This is a genomic window from Rhodanobacter lycopersici (genome assembly GCF_040812335.1).
Lineage (GTDB): Bacteria > Pseudomonadota > Gammaproteobacteria > Xanthomonadales > Rhodanobacteraceae > Rhodanobacter_A > Rhodanobacter_A lycopersici.
Genome location: NZ_JBFOHK010000001.1, coordinates 1,085,262 through 1,102,267, shown reverse-complemented (window position 1 = coordinate 1,102,267; position 17,006 = coordinate 1,085,262). Strand labels below are relative to the sequence as shown.

Here is a 17,006-nt window from a genome sequence, read left to right as displayed (position 1 = left end):
GGACGGCTGGTCGCGGCCGGAAGTTCCGGCCTGCTCCGTCAGCCCGTGGTCTCGATCCGCTCCACCCGGCGCAGGCCGCGCGGCAGCAGGCCGCCGCGGCTGGCGCGGTTGCCGCCGTACTCGACCAGGTCCGCCCATTTCAGGGTGAGCTTGCGCGCACCGGCGTACATCGTGACCTCGCCCTTGCCTTCGGCGACCACGGCGACACCGGCCACGCGCTCGCCTTCCGCGAGCTGCTTCTTCGGTACCTCGATCAGCTTGTTGCCCTTGCCCTTGTCCAGTTCCGGCAGCTCGGCCACCGAGAACATCAGCAGGTGGCCTTCGGTGGTGACTACCACGATGCGGTCGCGTGCCGGATCGGCGCTGGCCTGCGGCGCCAGCACCTTCGCGCCGTCGCTCAGCGAGATGATCTGCTTGCCGGCCTTGTTGCGGCCGGTGAGCGCCTCGAAGCGGGTGACGAAGCCGTAGCCGAAATCGGTGGCGAGGATCAGCCGGGTGTCATTGTCGCCGGCGACCAGCGCGTCGAAGCTGGCGCCTGCGGGCGGGGTGAAGCGGCCGGTGAGCGGGTCGCCGTTGCCGCGCGCGGAGGGCAGGCTATGCGCTGGCGTGGAGTAGCTGCGGCCGGTGGAATCGATCACCGCCACCTGCTGGGTAGTGCGCGCCCTGGCGACGGCGAGCAGGCCGTCGCCTTCGCGGTAGCTCAGGCCCTCGGCGTCGATGTCGTGGCCCTTGGCGGCGCGGATCCAGCCCTTCTGGCTCAGCACCACGGTGACCGGCTCGCTGGCCACCAGCGCGCTCTCGTCCAGCGCCTGCGCGGCCTCGCGTTCGACCAGCGGCGAACGGCGCGCGTCGCCGTACTTCTCGGCGTCGGCGCGCAGTTCTTCCTTGATCAGGCCCTTGAGCTTGGCCGGCGATTTCAGCAGCACGTTGATGCGGGCGCGCTCCTCTTCCAGCTGGTCGCGCTCGGCGTTGATCTTCATCTCTTCCAGCCGCGCCAGCTGGCGCAGGCGGGTTTCGAGGATGTAGTCGGTCTGTTCCTCGCTGAGGCCGAAGCGCGCCATCAGCACGGCCTTCGGCTCCTCCTCGGTGCGGATGATGCGGATCACCTCGTCCAGGTTGAGATAGGCGATGCGCAGGCCTTCCAGCAGGTGCAGGCGGCGCTCCACCTTGGCGAGGCGGTGGTTGAGCCGGCGCGTGACCGTGCTGGTGCGGAAGGCCAGCCATTCGGTGAGGATCTTCCGGAGATCCTTCACCTGCGGCCGGCCGTCCAGGCCGATCATGTTGAGGTTGACGCGGAAGCTCTTTTCCAGGTCCGTGGTGGCGAACAGGTGCGGCATCAGCTCGTCGGCATCGACGCGGCTGGAGCGCGGCACCAGCACCAGCCGGATCGGGTTCTCATGGTCGGATTCGTCGCGCAGGTCCTCGATCATCGGCAGCTTCTTCGCGCGCATCTGCGCGGCGATCTGCTCCAGGATCTTCGACGGGCTGACCTGGTGCGGCAGCGCGGTGATCACGATGTTGGCTTCCTCGCGCACGTATACCGCGCGGGCGCGCACCGAGCCGGTGCCGTTCTGGTACATCGCCAGCAGTTCGCTGCGCGAGGTGATGATCTCCGCTTCGGTGGGGTAGTCCGGCCCCTTCACGTGCTCGCAGAGATCCGCCACCGTGGCCTCGGGTTCGTCCAGCAGGCGGATGCAGGCGGTGACGAGCTCGCGCAGGTTGTGCGGCGGGATGTCGGTGGCCATGCCCACCGCGATGCCCATCGAGCCGTTGAGCAGCACGTGCGGCACGCGCGCGGGCAGCCACGAGGGTTCTTCCAGCGTGCCGTCGAAGTTCGGCACCCAGTCCACCGTGCCCTGGCCCAGCTCGCCCAGCAGCGCCTCGGCGATCGGGCTGAGCTTGGACTCGGTGTAGCGCATCGCCGCGAAGCTCTTCGGATCGTCCGGCGAGCCGAAGTTGCCCTGGCCGTCCACCAGCGGGTAGCGGTAGGAGAACGGCTGCGCCATCAGCACCATCGCCTCGTAGCACGAGGTGTCGCCGTGCGGATGGAACTTGCCGATCACGTCGCCGATGGTGCGGGCGGATTTCTTCGGCTTCGCACTGGCGGCGAGTCCCAGCTCGCTCATCGCGTACACGATGCGTCGCTGCACCGGCTTCAGGCCGTCGCCCACGAAGGGCAGGGCGCGGTCCAGCACCACGTACATCGAATAGTCGAGGTAGGCGCGCTCGGCGTATTCCTTGAGCGGGATCTGTTCGTAATTGGCTTGCAGGTTCATGCGCTGGCTTCGATCGGGGGATGCGCGGCGGGGCGCGCAGCCGGCCGATGGTGCCAGATGGGGAGCCGGTTAGGCTAGAATGAGAATGGCCGAAAATGGCTGCAATCCGGGCGGGACCGATGCCTTATCCACGCACTATCGCGGTTCTGGCCTGCGTCCTGCTGGCAGGTTGCGCATCGATCGTCGACAGGCACCCGAAGATCGCCTATGCCGACAAGCGGCATCCGCTGGCGGATACGGCGATCTTCTCCTGCGTGGATACTCCCGACTTTACCTGCGGGATCGTCCGGGTCGACGACAGGAGCACCTGGAATCATTACAACGGCGGCAAAAGGGTGTGGGTGCGGGTCCTGCCCGGGGAGCACCGGATCGGCGTGATCGCTTCCGACGGCAAGGTCGTCAATTGGCTTTCGTTCGATGCGCAGGACGTGCAGCCGGGTCACGCCTACAGCATCGAGATTGCCGAAGCGCCAGCGCCGGTCGTGGCGCCCGACCCGCGCGGCGGCAAGCAGCACAGCGTCGTTGCCGCGAGCCTGAGTGCTTCATACAGGGATCTGGGCAAGATGGATTCCTACACCATCCGCCTCGGCCGGCAGACCGTCCATGTCACGGAACTCACGGCCAGTTTCTGAGGCCGGTCCGGATGGCGATTCCGGCCTGGCCAGTCGGGTTTGCGCGTAGGCAGGTTCGGCCAGGTGCATTGCGCCAACCGTGGCGAATACCCTGCCGGATTGCGGCGGGGCGCGATCAGCGCGGCACGCGGTAGCCGCCCGGCACGCCGTCGGGGCTCAGGGTGAGCTGCCAGAGCTGGTCGCGGCGGCTGCGGAATACCGCGGCGGAGGCCCCGAGGTAGTAGTGCCACATGCGCTGGAAGCGCTCGTCGTAGCGTTGCGACAGCTCCGGCCACGCGGCGTCGAAGTTGGCGCGCCAGGCCATCAGGGTGCGGTCGTAGTCGGGGCCGAAGTTGTGCCAGTCCTCGACCACGAACAGGTTCTCCATTGCGTCGGCGACCTGGCTCATCGCCGGGATCATCGAGTTGGGGAAGATGTATTTCTCGATCCACGGGTCGGGTTGCGCGGGCGTGCCGTTGCTGCCGATGCAGTGGAGCACGGAGAGGCCGCCGGGCTTCAGGCAGCGGCGCACGGTCTCGAAGTAGGCGCGGTAGTTCTTGCCGCCCACGTGCTCGAACATGCCGATGGAATACACGGCGTCGAACGGTTCGTCGATCTCGTGGTAGTCCTGCAGACGGACCTCGACCGGCAGGCCCCGGCACAGCTCGCGGGCGAATCCGGCCTGTTGCTCGGACACGGTGATGCCTACGCCGCTGACGCCGTATTTCTCCGCGGCATATTTCAGCGCCTCGCCCCAGCCGCAGCCGATGTCGAGCACGCGCTGGCCGGGCTTGAGTTGCAGCTTGCGGCAGACCAGGTCGAGCTTGGCCTCCTGCGCGTCGTCCAGGTTGCCGGCCTGCGCCCAGTAGCCGCAGGAGTACACCAGCCGCTTGCCCAGCATGGCGTGGAACAGGTCGTTGCCGAGGTCGTAATGCGCCTTGCCGATCTCGAACGCGTGTTCGCCGCGTTGCAGGTTGACGAAGCGCGCCTTGAGGTGGGCGATCACGGTGTCCAGCGTGCGGAGGTGTTCGTCCACGTGCGAACCAAGCAGGCGGGCGAAAAAGCCGGGCAGGTCGTCCACGTCCCACCAGCCGTCCATGTAGGCCTCGCCGAGGCCCAGCGAGCCATGTGCGAACACGCGCGCGTAGATGCGCTCGTCGTGCACGTGGATGTCGGTGGGTGCGCCGCCGTCGATATGCACGCCGGCAAGATCCAGCAGGTCGGCGGCGCGCTGCTTCAATGAATCCTGGCTCATCGGTTTTCCTCGTTGCCCAGCACCCCGAAACGCGCCGGCACGCGTGAATAGACCAGGGCCGCGCCGGCGGCGCGCACCTGTTGCAGCAAGGCCTCGACCTCGCTTTCGCGCAGCAGGAATTCCACCACCACCGGCAGATCGTCGGCGAGTTCGAAGAAGGCCTCCTCGTGCAGCACGCCGTGGCGGCCGAAGCCGGCGATGGCGCGGAATACCGAGCCGCCGCCGAGCTTCTGCTCTTTCGCCAGTTCCAGCAGCCACTCGGAGACCAGCAGGCCGTCGTGGCGTGCGTGCATGTGCATGTAGAAGCGCAGCTGCACACCGTCGATCAGGGTTTCCGGGGTCATTTCCGTCTCCTTCGAATCAATGGGCCGTCGTGGAACGGTGCAGGATGCTTCGGACGAGGAAGATGCCGAACAGGGTGAGGGACAAGGTGCCGAAGAGGTGGGCTGCCACGTGCAGACCAAACCACATGTATTGTCCACGCAGGATCAAGGTGTTGGCTTCCGCCGAAAAGGTGGAGAAGGTGGTCAGGCCGCCAAGGAAGCCGGTTGCCGCAAACAGGCGTACTGCTTGCGGCAAGGTCTGGAAACGCTCGAACACGCCCATCAGGCAACCCATGAGCAAGCCGCCGATGAGGTTGGCGGCGAGCGTGCCGGGCGGCAGGTTGGGGAAAAGGTGGTTGAGCAGCACGGCCAGAATCCAGCGCAACCAGCAACCCAGCAAGCCGCCCAGCCCCACGGCGAGGAATCCGGAGAAATTCACGGCGCCGTCTCCCGTCGGGTGCTTCGGTGATTCGATGTGCCTGGCATGGGCATGTCAGTGCAGCACGCCGCGGACGAGGACGATGCCGAGCATGGTCAGGGCAAGCGTGCCGGCGAGGTGAGCCAGCACGTGGATGAAGGTCCACAGCGTCTGCCGGCGCAGCAGCAGGGTGTTGGCTTCGGCGGAGAAGGTGGAGAAAGTGGTCAGGCCGCCGAGGAAGCCGGTGGTGGCGAACAGCTGTACGGCCTGCGGTATGGCCGGGAAATGGCTGAACACGGCCATCACCAGACCCATGACGATGCCGCCGACCAGGTTGGCCGCCAGGGTGCCCAGCGGCAAAGTCGGGAATACCGGGTTCAACAGCATGCCGAGTATCCAGCGCAGCCAGCAGCCCAGCATGCCGCCCAGGCCCACGGCAACGAATCCAGCAAAACTCACGTCGGGCATCTCCTGTCTGCATGGCGATGGTTCGCGGCGACAGGCACGCCTGCGCCGCCGGAATCCGGTGGTGCAGGCATCATCAGCTTCGGTGCATTCGCACTGGAGCGGTTCGTCCCACGCTGGGAACGGGAGGTATGCCATCTCCCTCATGAACCGGCATGCTAGCCGATGCGGCGGGGCGGCGGTCAAGCGACGCCGGGCGGCGCGGCGATCACGTCGTCGCGCAGCGCCCGCGCCAGTGTCGGCGAGAGGTAGCCGGCAACGAGCCTGGCGTGCCGCCACACCGATTCGTCCACGGTTTCGTTGACGCCGTTGCCGATCACCCGGTCGAACGGCGGCCTGAACGTCTTGTAGATGCCGAGCATGAATTCGGCATAGGAGTCGCGCGGCACGCCCGCAGCGGCATCCGGGGGCGGCACGTAGACTTCGTTGCAGGCCAGCCCCGCCGCCATCGCCTTGTGCTGCAGCCAGGCCAGCGGCAGGTCCGGCAGCGGATCGGGGTGGTGGCCGGTCGCGTCGTGGCCGTTGCCGCCGCCCACGTCGGCGTGCGATCCCACGAACCAGCGCTGCTCCACCTCGATCTGCTCCGGCTTCTTCGCGGTGGGCGATTCGCCGGGGGCGAGCGTGGCGGGGTTGCGCATCCATTTGCACGGCGCGAAGGCGGCCCGGTGCTCGTCCAGCGCCAGCGCCTGGTAGGCGTGCTTGACGATGCGGCTGAGGTCGGTGTCGTGGAACCGGTAATGCGCACGGGCGAACGGGAACCAGGCGGCGGTGTATGGGATGCCCAGCGCGCCCACGGTGTCCCACACGCCGATGAAATGGATGTCCGTCTCCAGCGAGTGCGTGGCGCGCCAGGTCATCGCGGCGTCGTCGCCTGGCTTGATCGCGGTGTCGCGGTAGAAAGCGTAGGCCATCGCGACGGCGGCGCTGGTGATGACAGCGTTGCCGTCACGGCGCAGCAGGCCGCACTTGCGGAGCAGTCCGCCGAGGCTGCGCGCGGCGTAGGCGCCGCGGCTGAAGCCGAACAGCCAGATCTCGTCGCCGGGACGCCATTGCCCGCACAGCCAGCGGTAGCCGTCTTTCACGTTGCCGGACAGGCCGTAGCCGAACGCACCGCCCAGCAGGTAGGCCAGGCCCGGCACCTCACCCACGCCGGTAACGTAGTGGACGAGCTGCTCGATGCCAGCCGCGTCGCTCGGTGCGATCAGCCGGCGCAGGCGCTCCACGTTGGTGTTCGACTCGGGCCTGCTCCAGGTGCCGTCGATCAGTACGACCAGCCTGCGCTTGCTCATGTCGTCCTCCCTGGGAGCCTGTCGGGCTTTGATTGGCCAGCCTGCGAATCCGGCTGCGTGATCCATATTTCCGCCATTTCTTGCCCCATGGAACCACCGTGGTGCGGCGAATTGTCGAAAATCTGTCCTTACACAACCGGATTCTCGCCTCGACCATCAAAGCCCGACAGGCTCCTGGTGGCACGCGGCCGCGTCCGTCGAAACGACGTATCACCTGATGGTCAGCACCGACAACGCGGTGTGGATGACGTGCCGTGTCACAGCACCGGCGAGTCGTCGTGCAGCATCGCCTTGCGCACGATCGCGATCGGCGCGAAGCCCTGCTGCATGAATGCGTCGTGGAAGCGTTCCAGGTTGAAGTTCTTGCCCTGCTTCGCTGCCAGGTCGGTGCGCAGCTTGAGGATCTCCAGCTTGCCCAGCGTGTAGTAGAGGTAGGTGGGATCGGAAGTGCCGCGCTTGGTTTCCACCTCGCCCACGGCGCGCGACTGGTAGCCTTCCTTGACGAAGAAATCCACCGCCTCCGCCATCGTCATCTGGCCGGTGTGCAGCTTGATGCCGACGACGAAGCGCGCGTTGCGCAGCAGGGCATCCTGCAGCTGGCCCAGCCGCAGCAGCAGTTGCTGGCGGCGGTCGTGCGGGTAGAGGAACTGCGCCAGTCCCTCGTCCAGCATCATCTGCTCGCAGTAGTGCGCCCAGCCTTCCACGTTGGTGTTCGCGCCCAGCAGCTTGCGCACGCGGTCGTGCAGGTGGTGCATCCACAGGAACTGCACGTAATGGCCAGGATAGGCCTCGTGCGTGGCCACGCTGTTGATCACCGGATAGCTGAACTGCGCCATGAATTCGTCGGTGTGCTGCCTGTCCCACGACGGGTCGGGCAGGGTGACGTTGAGGTAGGCCTCCTTCGCCACCGTCTCGTACGGCCCGGGTGTGTCCATCGAGGCAAAGGTGGTGGCGCGCATGAAGGGCGGCGTTTCCTCCACGGTGGGCAGCACGTCCGAGGGAATGGTGATGATGTGCTGCTGCCGGATGAAGGCCACCAGCTTGCCGAGGCTGTCGTGGAACACGGTCAGCAGCTTGTCCGGCGCCGGGTGGTCGGCGGCCAGTTCGGCCAGCACCTGCTGCGGTGTCTTCGTCGGATCGAGCTCATGCGCCACCTTGGCGAACTGCTGCTGGTTCGCGCGCATGTTCGCCATGTCGATCGCGATCAGCTGGTCCAGCGGCAGGGTGACCATCTCGTCGTACTTCAGCTTGTCGCGGAAGGCCTGGGCGCCGATGCGGAAGTCGCCGTGCGAGCGCGGCAGCAGGTCGCTCTTCAGCCAGGCCTGGTAATCCCGCAGCGCCTTGATCACCGCGCCGTTGCTGGCGGCGAACTGCTTCTTGAGATCCGCGTCGGTGACGTCGGCGAACGCGGACGGCACGTCATGCTGGAAGAAGCTCACCAGGCCGGGCAGCTGTTCCAGCGCGATCTGCGTGTAGATCTCCGGCGGGTTGTCGAGGTTCCTGCGCGCATCGGCCAGCACGGCGGGCATCTGCTTCTCGCGGGCGATCAGGGCGCGCAGGCGCGTCTCCGGCGACGCGAACTTGCGCTCCATCAGGGTGAACGCGCTGCTGGTGATGCCGCTGGAATAACTGTCGGGATTCTTCTGCCACGGCCGGATCGTCTCCAGCGTGAGCAGGGTGCTGCGGATGTTGTTGAGTACCAGGTCGCGGTCGCCCTGCACGTATTCGCTCAGGGTTTTCGGGTCCACCGCGGCAACGCGCGCCTCCCACTGTTTCAGCGCCTTGATGCTGGTGTCGACGCCGGCGCGCGAGTAGTCCTCCAGCTTGCCATCCCAGGCATGCAGGCCGTCGGTGGTGGCGGTACTCGGATTGGCGGGGAAGTAGTAGTCGTCGAAATAATGGTCGGCCAGCTGCGCGAAGGCCTGGTCGGCGGGCGCTGTCGCGGTGGCGACTGTTGGCGCGGTTTGTGTGGCGAGGGCGGTGCCACCCAGCGGCAGGGCGAGAGCAAAGGCGCAGGTGATCCGTGTGAGCGGCTTCATCGAGAGTTTCCCCGTGGCGTGGTGGGCTATCCGCATGTGGCGGCGCGGCGACACGGGAAGACTAGCGCAGCATGGGGCAGTGTAGGAGCGCACCCTGTGCGCGAATGCTCTGATGCTTCGATCAGAGCCAAAAGCATTCGCGCACAGGGTGCGCTCCTACAGTCGCGCGGCGAGTTCGCGGGCCACTGCTTCGGGCGCGAGGCCGTAGGCGTGGATCACGTGGTTGCTCGGACCGTAGGGGCCCCATTCGTCGGCGCGGGTGGTGGTGAAGATGCCCAGCGTGGGCACGCGCGAGGCGCAGGCCAGGTGCATGATGCCGCAGTCGAGGCTGAGGTAGCCGTCGAGGTTGGCGAGCACGCCGCCAAGCTGGCGCAGGTCGGTGGAAAAGTAGCCGGGGTAGTGCGAGTCGAGCATGGAGCGGCCGGACATCGGTACGATCTCCACCAGCCGGCAGTCCGGGCGCAGCTGCTCCAGCGTCTGCAGCAGCGGATTCCACCAGTCCGTGCCGAGCAGCTTGGGGCCGGTGGCGTTGGCGAACACGCCGATGACCTTGCCGTGCTGTGCGGCGGCCGGTGTCGTGGCCAGCACGCGCTCCAGCACGCGTCGGCCCTGGGCGCGTTCGGCCTCGTCCAGGCGAATGTCCGGCACGGGGTAGTCGGCTTCGGCGATGCCGCCCAGCGCCTGGCGCAACAGGTACACCGGGCGCTGGCCCTTGCTCTGCACGTGCTCGGGCACCTCGATCGCGTGGGTCACGCTGCCGCTCTTCTTCGGCCCGCTGAAACCCAGCGTCCAGGTGGCGCGTGCTTTCAGCAGCAGCAGGCGACCGGTCTGCGACTGCGGGTCGACATCGATCGCCAGGTCGTAATGCGCCTTGCGCATGCCGCGCAGTCCGCGCAGCCACTGGCGCGGATGGCCGAAGCCGTGCGCGGGCAGCTGGAATACCTGGCCGATGCGGTCGTAGTGGCCGTAGAGCTCCCGGCCGACCTGGCTGCGCGTGACGATGTCGATCTGGGCGCCGGGCCAGGTGGCTTCCAGTTCCTGGATCAGCGGCGTCAGCAGCAGCGCGTTGCCCAGCGTGTGGCTGACGTGGCAGACCAGGATGCGATGGATGCCCCGGCGCGGCAGCGGTTCGCCGCTGGGTTGCGCGGGTGTGCCGAACAGCAGGCGCATCAGGCCGCGCGCCACGCGGCGGCGCAGGTGGTCGAGATCGAAGGATTCGTGCGGGGGTCGCGCCACGGCGGGCCTGCGGGGTGAGTGGTCGGGAATGTCAGCCAGTGGCGCGCATCGTAGCGTCGACAGGGGCGGGAAGCGTGCTGTTGGGCGCGAGCAGGCTGCGTTCAATCAACCAGCGCCTCGCGTTCTCGGCGTCCTGCTCGAACCAGGCACGGGTGGAGCCGAGCCGGAAGCTGTAACCCCAGGCGTCCATGTCGGCCATCAGTCGCATGCGGCCCACGCCGGGCAGGGCGTCGGCCAGCACGATCTGCAGGTAGCAGGCGGCGTCCTCTTCCTCGATCGAGTCGGTGGCGTCGGTGTGCACGGCGGCGCGCCGTTCCGGCGGCAGCACGATCAGGTGGCAGGCCTCGTGCAGCAGCGAGTGCACCGGCGTGTCGCCGCGCGCGTAGACCGTGTGGCCGATGATGCCGGCCTCTTCGTCGCCCCAGTAGCTGCCGGGGATCGGTACGCCGTCGTCCACGCCCTGCAGGGCGAGGCCGTAGCGGGCGAGCAGGGATTCGACGGCGGTGGTGTCGATGTCGGCGAGGTGTAATACAGGGCTGGACATTGCGCTCCCTTCCCCCTCCGCGGAGAGGGTTGGGGTGAGGGGTCAGGCTGGCGGGAAGGCCGATCTTTGGAGTGCTTTGAAAGCAAAGAACCTTGCTGCAGCGACAGGTGCGAGACCGTCGTGGCCCCTCACCCCCCAGCCCTCTCCGCGAAGGGGAGGGGAGCAAGGCATCAGGTCGCGGGGTTGGTCGCGGCCTTGCCCTCGGGCAGCGCCACCGACAGCTCCAGCACCTCGTGCCCGCTGTCGCGCTCGACGTTGATGTTGATCGCCTCGAGGTCGACGTGGACGTATTTCTTGATGACCTCGAGCAGCTCGTTGCGCAGCAGCGGCAGGTAATCCGGCGCACCGCGGGTGGAGCGCTCCTGCGCCACGATGATGCGCAGGCGTTCCTTGGCGAGGCCGGCGGTGGGCTCGGGCTTGCGCTTCAGGAAGTCGAGAATGCCCATCGGGTCAGCCTCCGAATACGCGTTGCAGGAAACCTTTCTTCGGCACTTCGAGGAAGCGCAGGGCACGCTCCTCGCCGAGGATGCGGGCCACGGTATCGCTGTAGGCCTGGCCGGCGTGCGAATTCGGATCGAGGATCACCGGCACGCCCGAATTCGAGGCGGCCAGCACCTGTTCCGATTCCGGGATCACGCCTACCACGTTGATGCCGAGGATCTCCTCGACGTCCTTCACGCTGAGCATGTCGCCGCTGGCCACGCGCACCGGGCTGTAGCGGGTCAGCAGCAGGTGCTGCTTGATTGCGCCGTCGCCGCGCTCGGCGCGCCGGGTCTTGCTGGCGAGCAGGCCGAGGATGCGGTCGGAGTCGCGCACGGAGGAGACTTCCGGGTTCACCACCACGACGGCGTGGTCGGCAAAATACATCGCCAGATGCGCGCCCTTCTCGATGCCGGCGGGCGAGTCGCACACGACGTAGTCGAAGCCATCCTCGGACAGGCCGTCGAGCACCTTCTCCACGCCTTCCTGGGTCAGCGCGTCCTTGTCGCGGGTCTGGCTGGCGGCCAGCACGTACAGGTTCTCGTGGCGCTTGTCCTTGATCAGCGACTGCTTCAGCGTGGCTTCGCCGTGCACGACGTTGACGAAGTCGTACACCACGCGGCGCTCGCAGCCCATGATGAGATCGAGATTGCGCAGGCCGACGTCGAAGTCGATCACCGCGACCTTCTTGCCGGCGATCGCCAGGCCGGTGGCGAGCGAGGCGCTGGTCGTGGTCTTGCCGACGCCGCCCTTGCCCGAGGTGACAACAATGATTTCAGCAGTCAAGGAACCATCTCCCGGGAACGTTCTTGTCGTTGTGATTGTTGCAGTCGCGGCCGATCACAGCTTGGCCAGCAGCAGTTTTTCCCCTTCCAGCCAGCATCGCACGGATCGGCCTTCGAGGTCTTTCGGTATCTGTTCGAACACGCGGTAGTGGCCGGCGATGGCCACCAGTTCGGCGCGGAAGTCGTGCACGAAGATGCGCGCATCGGTGTCGCCCTGGGCGCCGGCCATCGCGCGGCCGCGCAGGCCGCCGTAGACGTGGATGTCGCCGTCGGCGATCACCTCGGCGCCGTTGGCGACGGCACCGGTGACCACGAGGTCGCGGTCGCGCGCGTAGACCTGCTGGCCCGAGCGCACAGCGCCGTCGTGGTGCAGCGTGCCTTGCGTCCGTTCTGCAGGTTCGGTCGGTGCCGCTTCGCGTGCCGGCGCCGTCGTGGCGACAGGCTCGGGTGCGACGGGCGGCGCAACGGCACCGCCTGACGGCTCATAGGCGGCGCGGAACTTGGCGATCAGCGGCAGGCCCATGCGCCGGGCCAGCGCCTCGGTCTCGCTGGTGCCGTAGGCCAGGCCCACCGGCAGCATGCCGGCGCTGCGCACGGCTTCCAGCAGCGCATCGACCGCGCCGTCGTCGGGCAGCTTCAGCAGGTGGCTGAGATCCAGTACCACGGCAGCGCGGGAGAACAGCTGCGGCGCGGAGCGCACGCGGCGTTCCAGTTCTTCGCACAGCGCGGCGGCATCCACGCGCTTGATGCGCACGTTGGCAATGCCGACCTGGCCGAAGCGCAGGTCGCAGGCGTCGTCGGTATCCATCTTCGCGTTCACGGGCGGCGCTCCCCGGCGAGGCGGCGCGGGCTGGCGGCGGGCGCCGAATGCAGGCGCTCGGCCAGCCAGGGGAGGTCGGGCAGACCGCCGTGTTCGAGCCAGGTGGTGCACACGTAGGCGTAACTGGGTAGCTCCTTGGCGAGCAGGCTCACCTGGCGCCCCTTCTTCGATCCCATGCGCTGCTGGCCCACTTCCTGGAAGCCATAGGTGCCGTGGAACAGCACGACCACGTCGTCGCGCGGCTCCAGGAACACCTCGCAGGCGAGCAGCGGCACGCGCACCTCGGCGTAGCTGGTGACGTCGCAGTAGAAGATGCGGCCGAGGCCGTGGCGGCGATAGGCGTTGGCGATCACGATGCGATCGATGTACGCGAACGCCGGATAGCGTTCGCTGAACCAGCGATAGTTGGGGCTGTGGTAGTCGCCGCCTTCGCGCAGCGCGATCAGGAAGCCGGCGAGGTGGCCGTCGATCTCGGCCACGCGGAAGTAGTCGGCGCGCTCGAAGAAGTAGCGCAGCTGCGCGGCATCGAGGGCGATGATGGATCGACCGGCGGCGTTGTTGAGGGCCAGCACGGCGTCCAGGTCGTGCTCGCTGACGTCGCGGATGGCGAGGGCCATTCGTTGCTCCGCAGGGATGGAGTGGGCCGAGGCCGGCATGGCCTCGCGACAATGGCGCATTATGGCATGCACCCGCCACCTGCACACCTCGCGCCGCCACATGTAAAGGCTCCGTAAAGCGGTTGCATGCCTTTCGGCAGGGATGACTTCCCGCGCATTGCACGGGCCGGGCGCGTGTCCAATGATGTACGGCATGCCCCAGGTCAATTTCAGCCATATCCGGCTGCTGCGCTATGCCGGACTGTTCACCTACCTGTGCGTGGGTACGCCGCTGCTCACGCACTGGGCGACCGATCGCTTGGTCCTGCTGCATCGCCCGAATTTCGCGTTGCTGCTGTGGTCGCTTTGCTACCTGGTGTTCGGCGTGCTGTATTGGGCGGTCACCTACGACCTCGGCTCGCGGCGCCACCTCGGCTTGCGCCTGCTCGGCCTGATGCTGATGACGCTCGCGTCGCTGGCGATCGGCTGGTACAGCCACAGCGGCCTCACGGCGATGTTCCTGACGGTGATGGCGATGGTATTGCCGTGGCTGCTGCCGTTCTGGCTGGGCGTGCTCTGCATCGTGGTGCAGAACATCTGCCTGGTGGCGGTGTTCACCCGTTTTCCCGAATATCCCACCCTGGCGCTGGCCTTCCTGCAGACCATCATCTACCTGGGCATCTGCGCGCTGGCGTTCATCGCCTCGGTGGTGGCCAGCCAGCAGACCGAGGAGCGCGAAGCGCTGCGCCGGCTCAACTCCGAACTGCGCGCCACCCGCGCACTGCTGGCCGAGTCCAGCCGGCTGGCCGAGCGCATGCGCATCGCGCGCGAGCTGCACGACCTGATCGGCCATCACCTCACCGCGCTGAGCCTCAACCTGGAAGTGGCCAGCCACGTCTGCAACGAGGATGCCGGCGCGCACGTGCGCAAGGCCCAGGCCACGGCCAAGCATCTGCTGGCCGACGTGCGCGAGGCGGTGAGCGAGCTGCGCCAGGACGATGCGATCGATCTCACCCAGGCGCTGCGCAGCCTCACCGAGGGCGTGCCGGGGCTCAAGGTGCACGTCACCATGCCGCCGCGTTTCAGCGTCGAGGATCCGCGCCGTGCACAGGTGTTGTTGCGCTGTGCGCAGGAGATCATCACCAATACCGCGCGGCATGCCGGCGCGCGCAACCTGTGGCTGACCTTCGCCTACGCCGGGCCGAGCCTGCTGGGCCTGCATGCGCGCGACGACGGTCGCGGCGCCACGCAGCCGGAGGCAGGCAACGGCCTGTCCGGCATGCGCGAGCGGCTGGCCGAGTTCGGCGGCAGCATGACGCTGGAGACCGCGCCGGGCGAGGGCTTCGCACTCACCGTACGGTTGCCGCTGGGCGAACAGCAGGAGCTGGCGCATGCGCCCTCGCGCATCGAGCCGCCGGCGCTGAGTGTGCCCTGATGCACAGTACAGGTTCGCGCCGCGCGGTTTCCGCATGCCAGAATGCCCCGGTTCGGATACCGCTTTGTTCCCCTTGTCGTGCGCCGGTGTGCCGGAACGACGACTGCTTCGAGGATCCGCGATGATTTCCGTCTGTCTCGTCGACGACCAGAACCTGGTGCGCCAGGGTGTGCGTTCGCTGCTCGATCTGGCCCAGGACATCCGCGTGGTGGCCGAGTGCGCCGATGGCGCGCAGGCCGTACAGGAGATTCCGCGCGTCAAGCCCGACGTGGTGCTGCTGGACCTGCGCATGCCGAACATGAGCGGACTGGAGGTGCTGCAGGCGCTGTCCGCGCGCAACGAGCTGCCGCCCACCATCATCCTCACCACCTTCGACGACGACCAGCTGGTGCTGCAGGGCCTGAAGGCCGGCGCGCGCGGCTATCTGCTCAAGGATGTTTCGCTGGAGCAGCTGGTGGAGGCGGTGCGTACCGTGGCCGGTGGCGGCTCGCTGGTGGCGCCGATGGTCACCCAGCGCCTGCTGGCCGGGGTGAGCCGCATGCAGAACCAGTTCACCAGCCTGGAGCAGCCCGATCCGCTCACCGAGCGCGAGACCGAAATCCTGCGCCTGCTCTCCGGCGGCTACTCCAACAAGGAGATCGCCAACTCGCTGAAGGTGGCCGAGGGCACGGTGAAGAACCACGTCTCCAACATCCTCTCCAAGCTGGGGGTGCGCGACCGCACCCGGGCCGTGCTGAAGGCGCTGGAGCTGGGCATCGTCTGAGCGCGCCGCGGAGCCGCGCTTCCATGCGCCCGCGGATGCTGCGGCGCAATGTCGGTCGCGGGCCGACAAGCCTGTCGCGACAAGGCCTTGCGGCCGTCCATACGGCTTGCCGGAACCCGATGGCGTTCCGGCGCATGAGCAAGTAACATCCAGTCCTTCGGCATTTGCCGACCCCCGGTCGTCTCCCCGCGATCGAGCCGCTGCCATGGCTCGCGCGACGGCTGGGGCAACACCTGAGTACCGCGTACAGACGCTCGGAGACCTTGGAATGATGCGTGTTCGTGTTCTTGAATTTCTCATGGCGCTGGTCATCGTCATCGCGATCGGCGTGCTGGCCGCGGTGATCATGCCCGGCAGCGGCCACATCGAGCGATCGCTGGTCGTCGGCAAGGACATGCGCCAGGTTTACGACGTGCTGGACAACTTCCACCGCCTGCCCGAATACTCGGTGCTGAACACGTACGACCCGCACGTCAAGTACAACTTCTCCGGCAAGGCCTACGGCCCCGGCGCCGAGGTGAACTGGACCAGCAGCGACCCCAGGGCGGCCAATGGCTCGCTGACCATCGACAGCGCCACTCCGGATTTCAACAAGGTCGACGACACTGCCAAGACCGCGCAGATCGTGTGGGACCTGGACAATGGCTGGAAGGGCTACGACAAGACCTTCACTTTCGCGCTGGAGCGCCAGGGCAGCCGCAACAATCTCACCAACATCACCTGGTCGTATGACGTGAAGTACGGCTGGAACCTGGTGAACCGCTTCGCCAACCTGTACATCCACGGCGATCCCGACTCGTTCATCGAGTTCGGCCTGAACAACCTGCAGAACGTGCTGGCTTCGGTGCCGAACGTCGATTACAAGGACCTGATCCCGTACATCCGCCAGACCGAGCAGGCCCCGGTGTTGCTGGTGCCGGCTTCGATCCAGCGCAAGGACGGCATCGAAGGCCTGGCCGACACCGTCAACAAGGCGGTGGCGCAGATCCAGGCCACGGCGAAGAAGCTGGGCGTGAACGTCACCGGTCCGCGCATCCTCTTCACCACCAACTACGGCGACACCACCTACACCTTCGACGTGGCGATGCCGATCGACTCCAGCTCGCTCAACGTCAACGGCCAGGCCCAGCAGCTCACCGCGCCGACGCCGCCTGCGCTGGACACCAGCGCGCTGGCCGAGGCCAGCACCGCCGCTGCTCCTGCTGCCGCGGACACGCTGAAGCCGGGTGACCACGACAAGTTGGGCCGCCTCGTCGTCGACGGCAATGTGCGCGCCACCCTGGCGTTCGGCGGTCCCGCGCTGGAAGGTGTGTGGAACGGTACTGCCGCCGGCGTGCCGCAGACCCGCGACGAGCTGAAGGCCTATGCGTTGACCCACGGCTACAAGTTCGACGACGTGGTGAACCGCAGCTATGACATCGAGGCCAAGCCCGAGGTGAAGGACGCGCAGGGCAACATCACCAGCTACGCCGAGTACGACGTGTACCTGCCGATCACCAACGCGCCGGACCAGACCCCGGAGCAGGCTGCCGGCATCAAGCAGCCGACGCTGGAAGTGGCAGGCCCGGCTGCCGCTGGTAGTGCCCCGGCCCCTGCTGGCACCGCCCCGGCACCGGCCGGCACCGCCCCGGCACCAGCCGCCAGCAGCCACTGAGCGCCGCTCGCCGTTTC

At 67.3% G+C, this 17,006-nt stretch carries 17 protein-coding genes and 1 riboswitch; of the genes, 4 read left to right on the top strand and 13 right to left on the bottom strand.

All coding sequences use genetic code 11. From position 1 onward, the window contains the following. Window positions 1-38: 38 nt before the first annotated feature. A complete protein-coding gene (parC, locus tag ABQJ54_RS05015; RefSeq protein ID WP_367853165.1) occupies window positions 39-2,276 on the bottom strand; it encodes a DNA topoisomerase IV subunit A in 2,238 nt (745 codons plus the stop codon). A 119-nt stretch (window positions 2,277-2,395) separates the two neighbouring features. On the opposite strand from parC, the gene ABQJ54_RS05010 reads away from it, so the two are divergent. Continuing rightward, entirely contained in the window at window positions 2,396-2,908 is a 513-nt protein-coding gene (locus ABQJ54_RS05010; protein ID WP_367853164.1) for a hypothetical protein, read from the top strand. Window positions 2,909-3,023: 115 nt separating this feature from the next. Here ABQJ54_RS05010 and cfa read toward each other — a convergent pair whose 3' ends face one another. The 12 genes from cfa to ABQJ54_RS04950 form a co-directional block, all read right to left on the bottom strand. Beyond that, window positions 3,024-4,142 carry a cyclopropane fatty acyl phospholipid synthase gene (gene cfa, locus ABQJ54_RS05005; protein ID WP_367853163.1) on the bottom strand — a complete coding sequence of 373 codons (1,119 nt, stop codon included), beginning with the start codon at window positions 4,140-4,142 and terminating at the stop codon, window positions 3,024-3,026. Continuing rightward, complete coding sequence (locus ABQJ54_RS05000) at window positions 4,139-4,486, bottom strand: DUF190 domain-containing protein (protein ID WP_367853162.1); 348 nt, start codon at window positions 4,484-4,486, stop codon at window positions 4,139-4,141. Before ABQJ54_RS05000 ends, cfa begins: the two co-directional genes overlap by 4 nt. A gap of 16 nt (window positions 4,487-4,502) precedes the next feature. Then, entirely contained in the window at window positions 4,503-4,904 is a 402-nt protein-coding gene (gene crcB, locus ABQJ54_RS04995) for a fluoride efflux transporter CrcB (RefSeq protein ID WP_367853161.1), read from the bottom strand. Window positions 4,905-4,958: 54 nt separating this feature from the next. Then, window positions 4,959-5,351, bottom strand: coding sequence for a fluoride efflux transporter CrcB (gene crcB / locus ABQJ54_RS04990; protein WP_437343316.1), 393 nt, complete (start codon window positions 5,349-5,351; stop codon window positions 4,959-4,961). 57 nt (window positions 5,352-5,408) lie between these two features. Next, a riboswitch (Fluoride riboswitch) is annotated at window positions 5,409-5,499 on the bottom strand. Window positions 5,500-5,530: 31 nt separating this feature from the next. Continuing rightward, window positions 5,531-6,637 (bottom strand): T6SS phospholipase effector Tle1-like catalytic domain-containing protein, encoded by a 1,107-nt coding sequence (locus tag ABQJ54_RS04985; protein WP_367853159.1) that lies wholly within the window; start codon window positions 6,635-6,637, stop codon window positions 5,531-5,533. 257 nt (window positions 6,638-6,894) lie between these two features. Then, window positions 6,895-8,676 carry a DUF885 domain-containing protein gene (locus tag ABQJ54_RS04980; protein ID WP_367853158.1) on the bottom strand — a complete coding sequence of 594 codons (1,782 nt, stop codon included), beginning with the start codon at window positions 8,674-8,676 and terminating at the stop codon, window positions 6,895-6,897. 156 nt (window positions 8,677-8,832) lie between these two features. After that, window positions 8,833-9,912: a glycosyltransferase family 9 protein gene (locus tag ABQJ54_RS04975; protein WP_367853157.1), complete on the bottom strand. Its 1,080-nt coding sequence runs from the start codon at window positions 9,910-9,912 to the stop codon at window positions 8,833-8,835. A gap of 31 nt (window positions 9,913-9,943) precedes the next feature. Continuing rightward, window positions 9,944-10,456 (bottom strand): hypothetical protein, encoded by a 513-nt coding sequence (locus ABQJ54_RS04970; protein ID WP_367853156.1) that lies wholly within the window; start codon window positions 10,454-10,456, stop codon window positions 9,944-9,946. A 170-nt stretch (window positions 10,457-10,626) separates the two neighbouring features. Continuing rightward, window positions 10,627-10,902 carry a cell division topological specificity factor MinE gene (gene minE / locus ABQJ54_RS04965; protein ID WP_367853155.1) on the bottom strand — a complete coding sequence of 92 codons (276 nt, stop codon included), beginning with the start codon at window positions 10,900-10,902 and terminating at the stop codon, window positions 10,627-10,629. A gap of 4 nt (window positions 10,903-10,906) precedes the next feature. Then, window positions 10,907-11,722 (bottom strand): septum site-determining protein MinD, encoded by an 816-nt coding sequence (gene minD / locus ABQJ54_RS04960; RefSeq protein ID WP_367853154.1) that lies wholly within the window; start codon window positions 11,720-11,722, stop codon window positions 10,907-10,909. Between the two features lie 54 nt (window positions 11,723-11,776). Next, the gene (gene minC / locus ABQJ54_RS04955; RefSeq protein ID WP_367853153.1) at window positions 11,777-12,541 is read right to left on the bottom strand and encodes a septum site-determining protein MinC; all 765 of its coding nucleotides are present in this window, start codon (window positions 12,539-12,541) and stop codon (window positions 11,777-11,779) included. Continuing rightward, the gene (locus tag ABQJ54_RS04950) at window positions 12,538-13,158 is read right to left on the bottom strand and encodes a GNAT family N-acetyltransferase (RefSeq protein WP_367853152.1); all 621 of its coding nucleotides are present in this window, start codon (window positions 13,156-13,158) and stop codon (window positions 12,538-12,540) included. Before ABQJ54_RS04950 ends, minC begins: the two co-directional genes overlap by 4 nt. Before the next feature lie 193 nt (window positions 13,159-13,351). Here ABQJ54_RS04950 and ABQJ54_RS04945 point away from each other — a divergent pair, with 193 nt between their 5' ends. The 3 genes from ABQJ54_RS04945 (at window position 13,352) to ABQJ54_RS04935 (ending at window position 16,989) form a co-directional block, all read left to right on the top strand. Further along, window positions 13,352-14,572, top strand: a complete 1,221-nt coding sequence (locus ABQJ54_RS04945) for a sensor histidine kinase (RefSeq protein WP_367853151.1) — start codon at window positions 13,352-13,354, stop codon at window positions 14,570-14,572. Between the two features lie 121 nt (window positions 14,573-14,693). Continuing rightward, complete coding sequence (locus ABQJ54_RS04940) at window positions 14,694-15,335, top strand: response regulator (RefSeq protein ID WP_367853150.1); 642 nt, start codon at window positions 14,694-14,696, stop codon at window positions 15,333-15,335. Window positions 15,336-15,633: 298 nt separating this feature from the next. Further along, window positions 15,634-16,989, top strand: coding sequence for an SRPBCC family protein (locus ABQJ54_RS04935; protein WP_367853149.1), 1,356 nt, complete (start codon window positions 15,634-15,636; stop codon window positions 16,987-16,989). The last annotated feature ends 17 nt before the right edge of the window (window positions 16,990-17,006 follow it).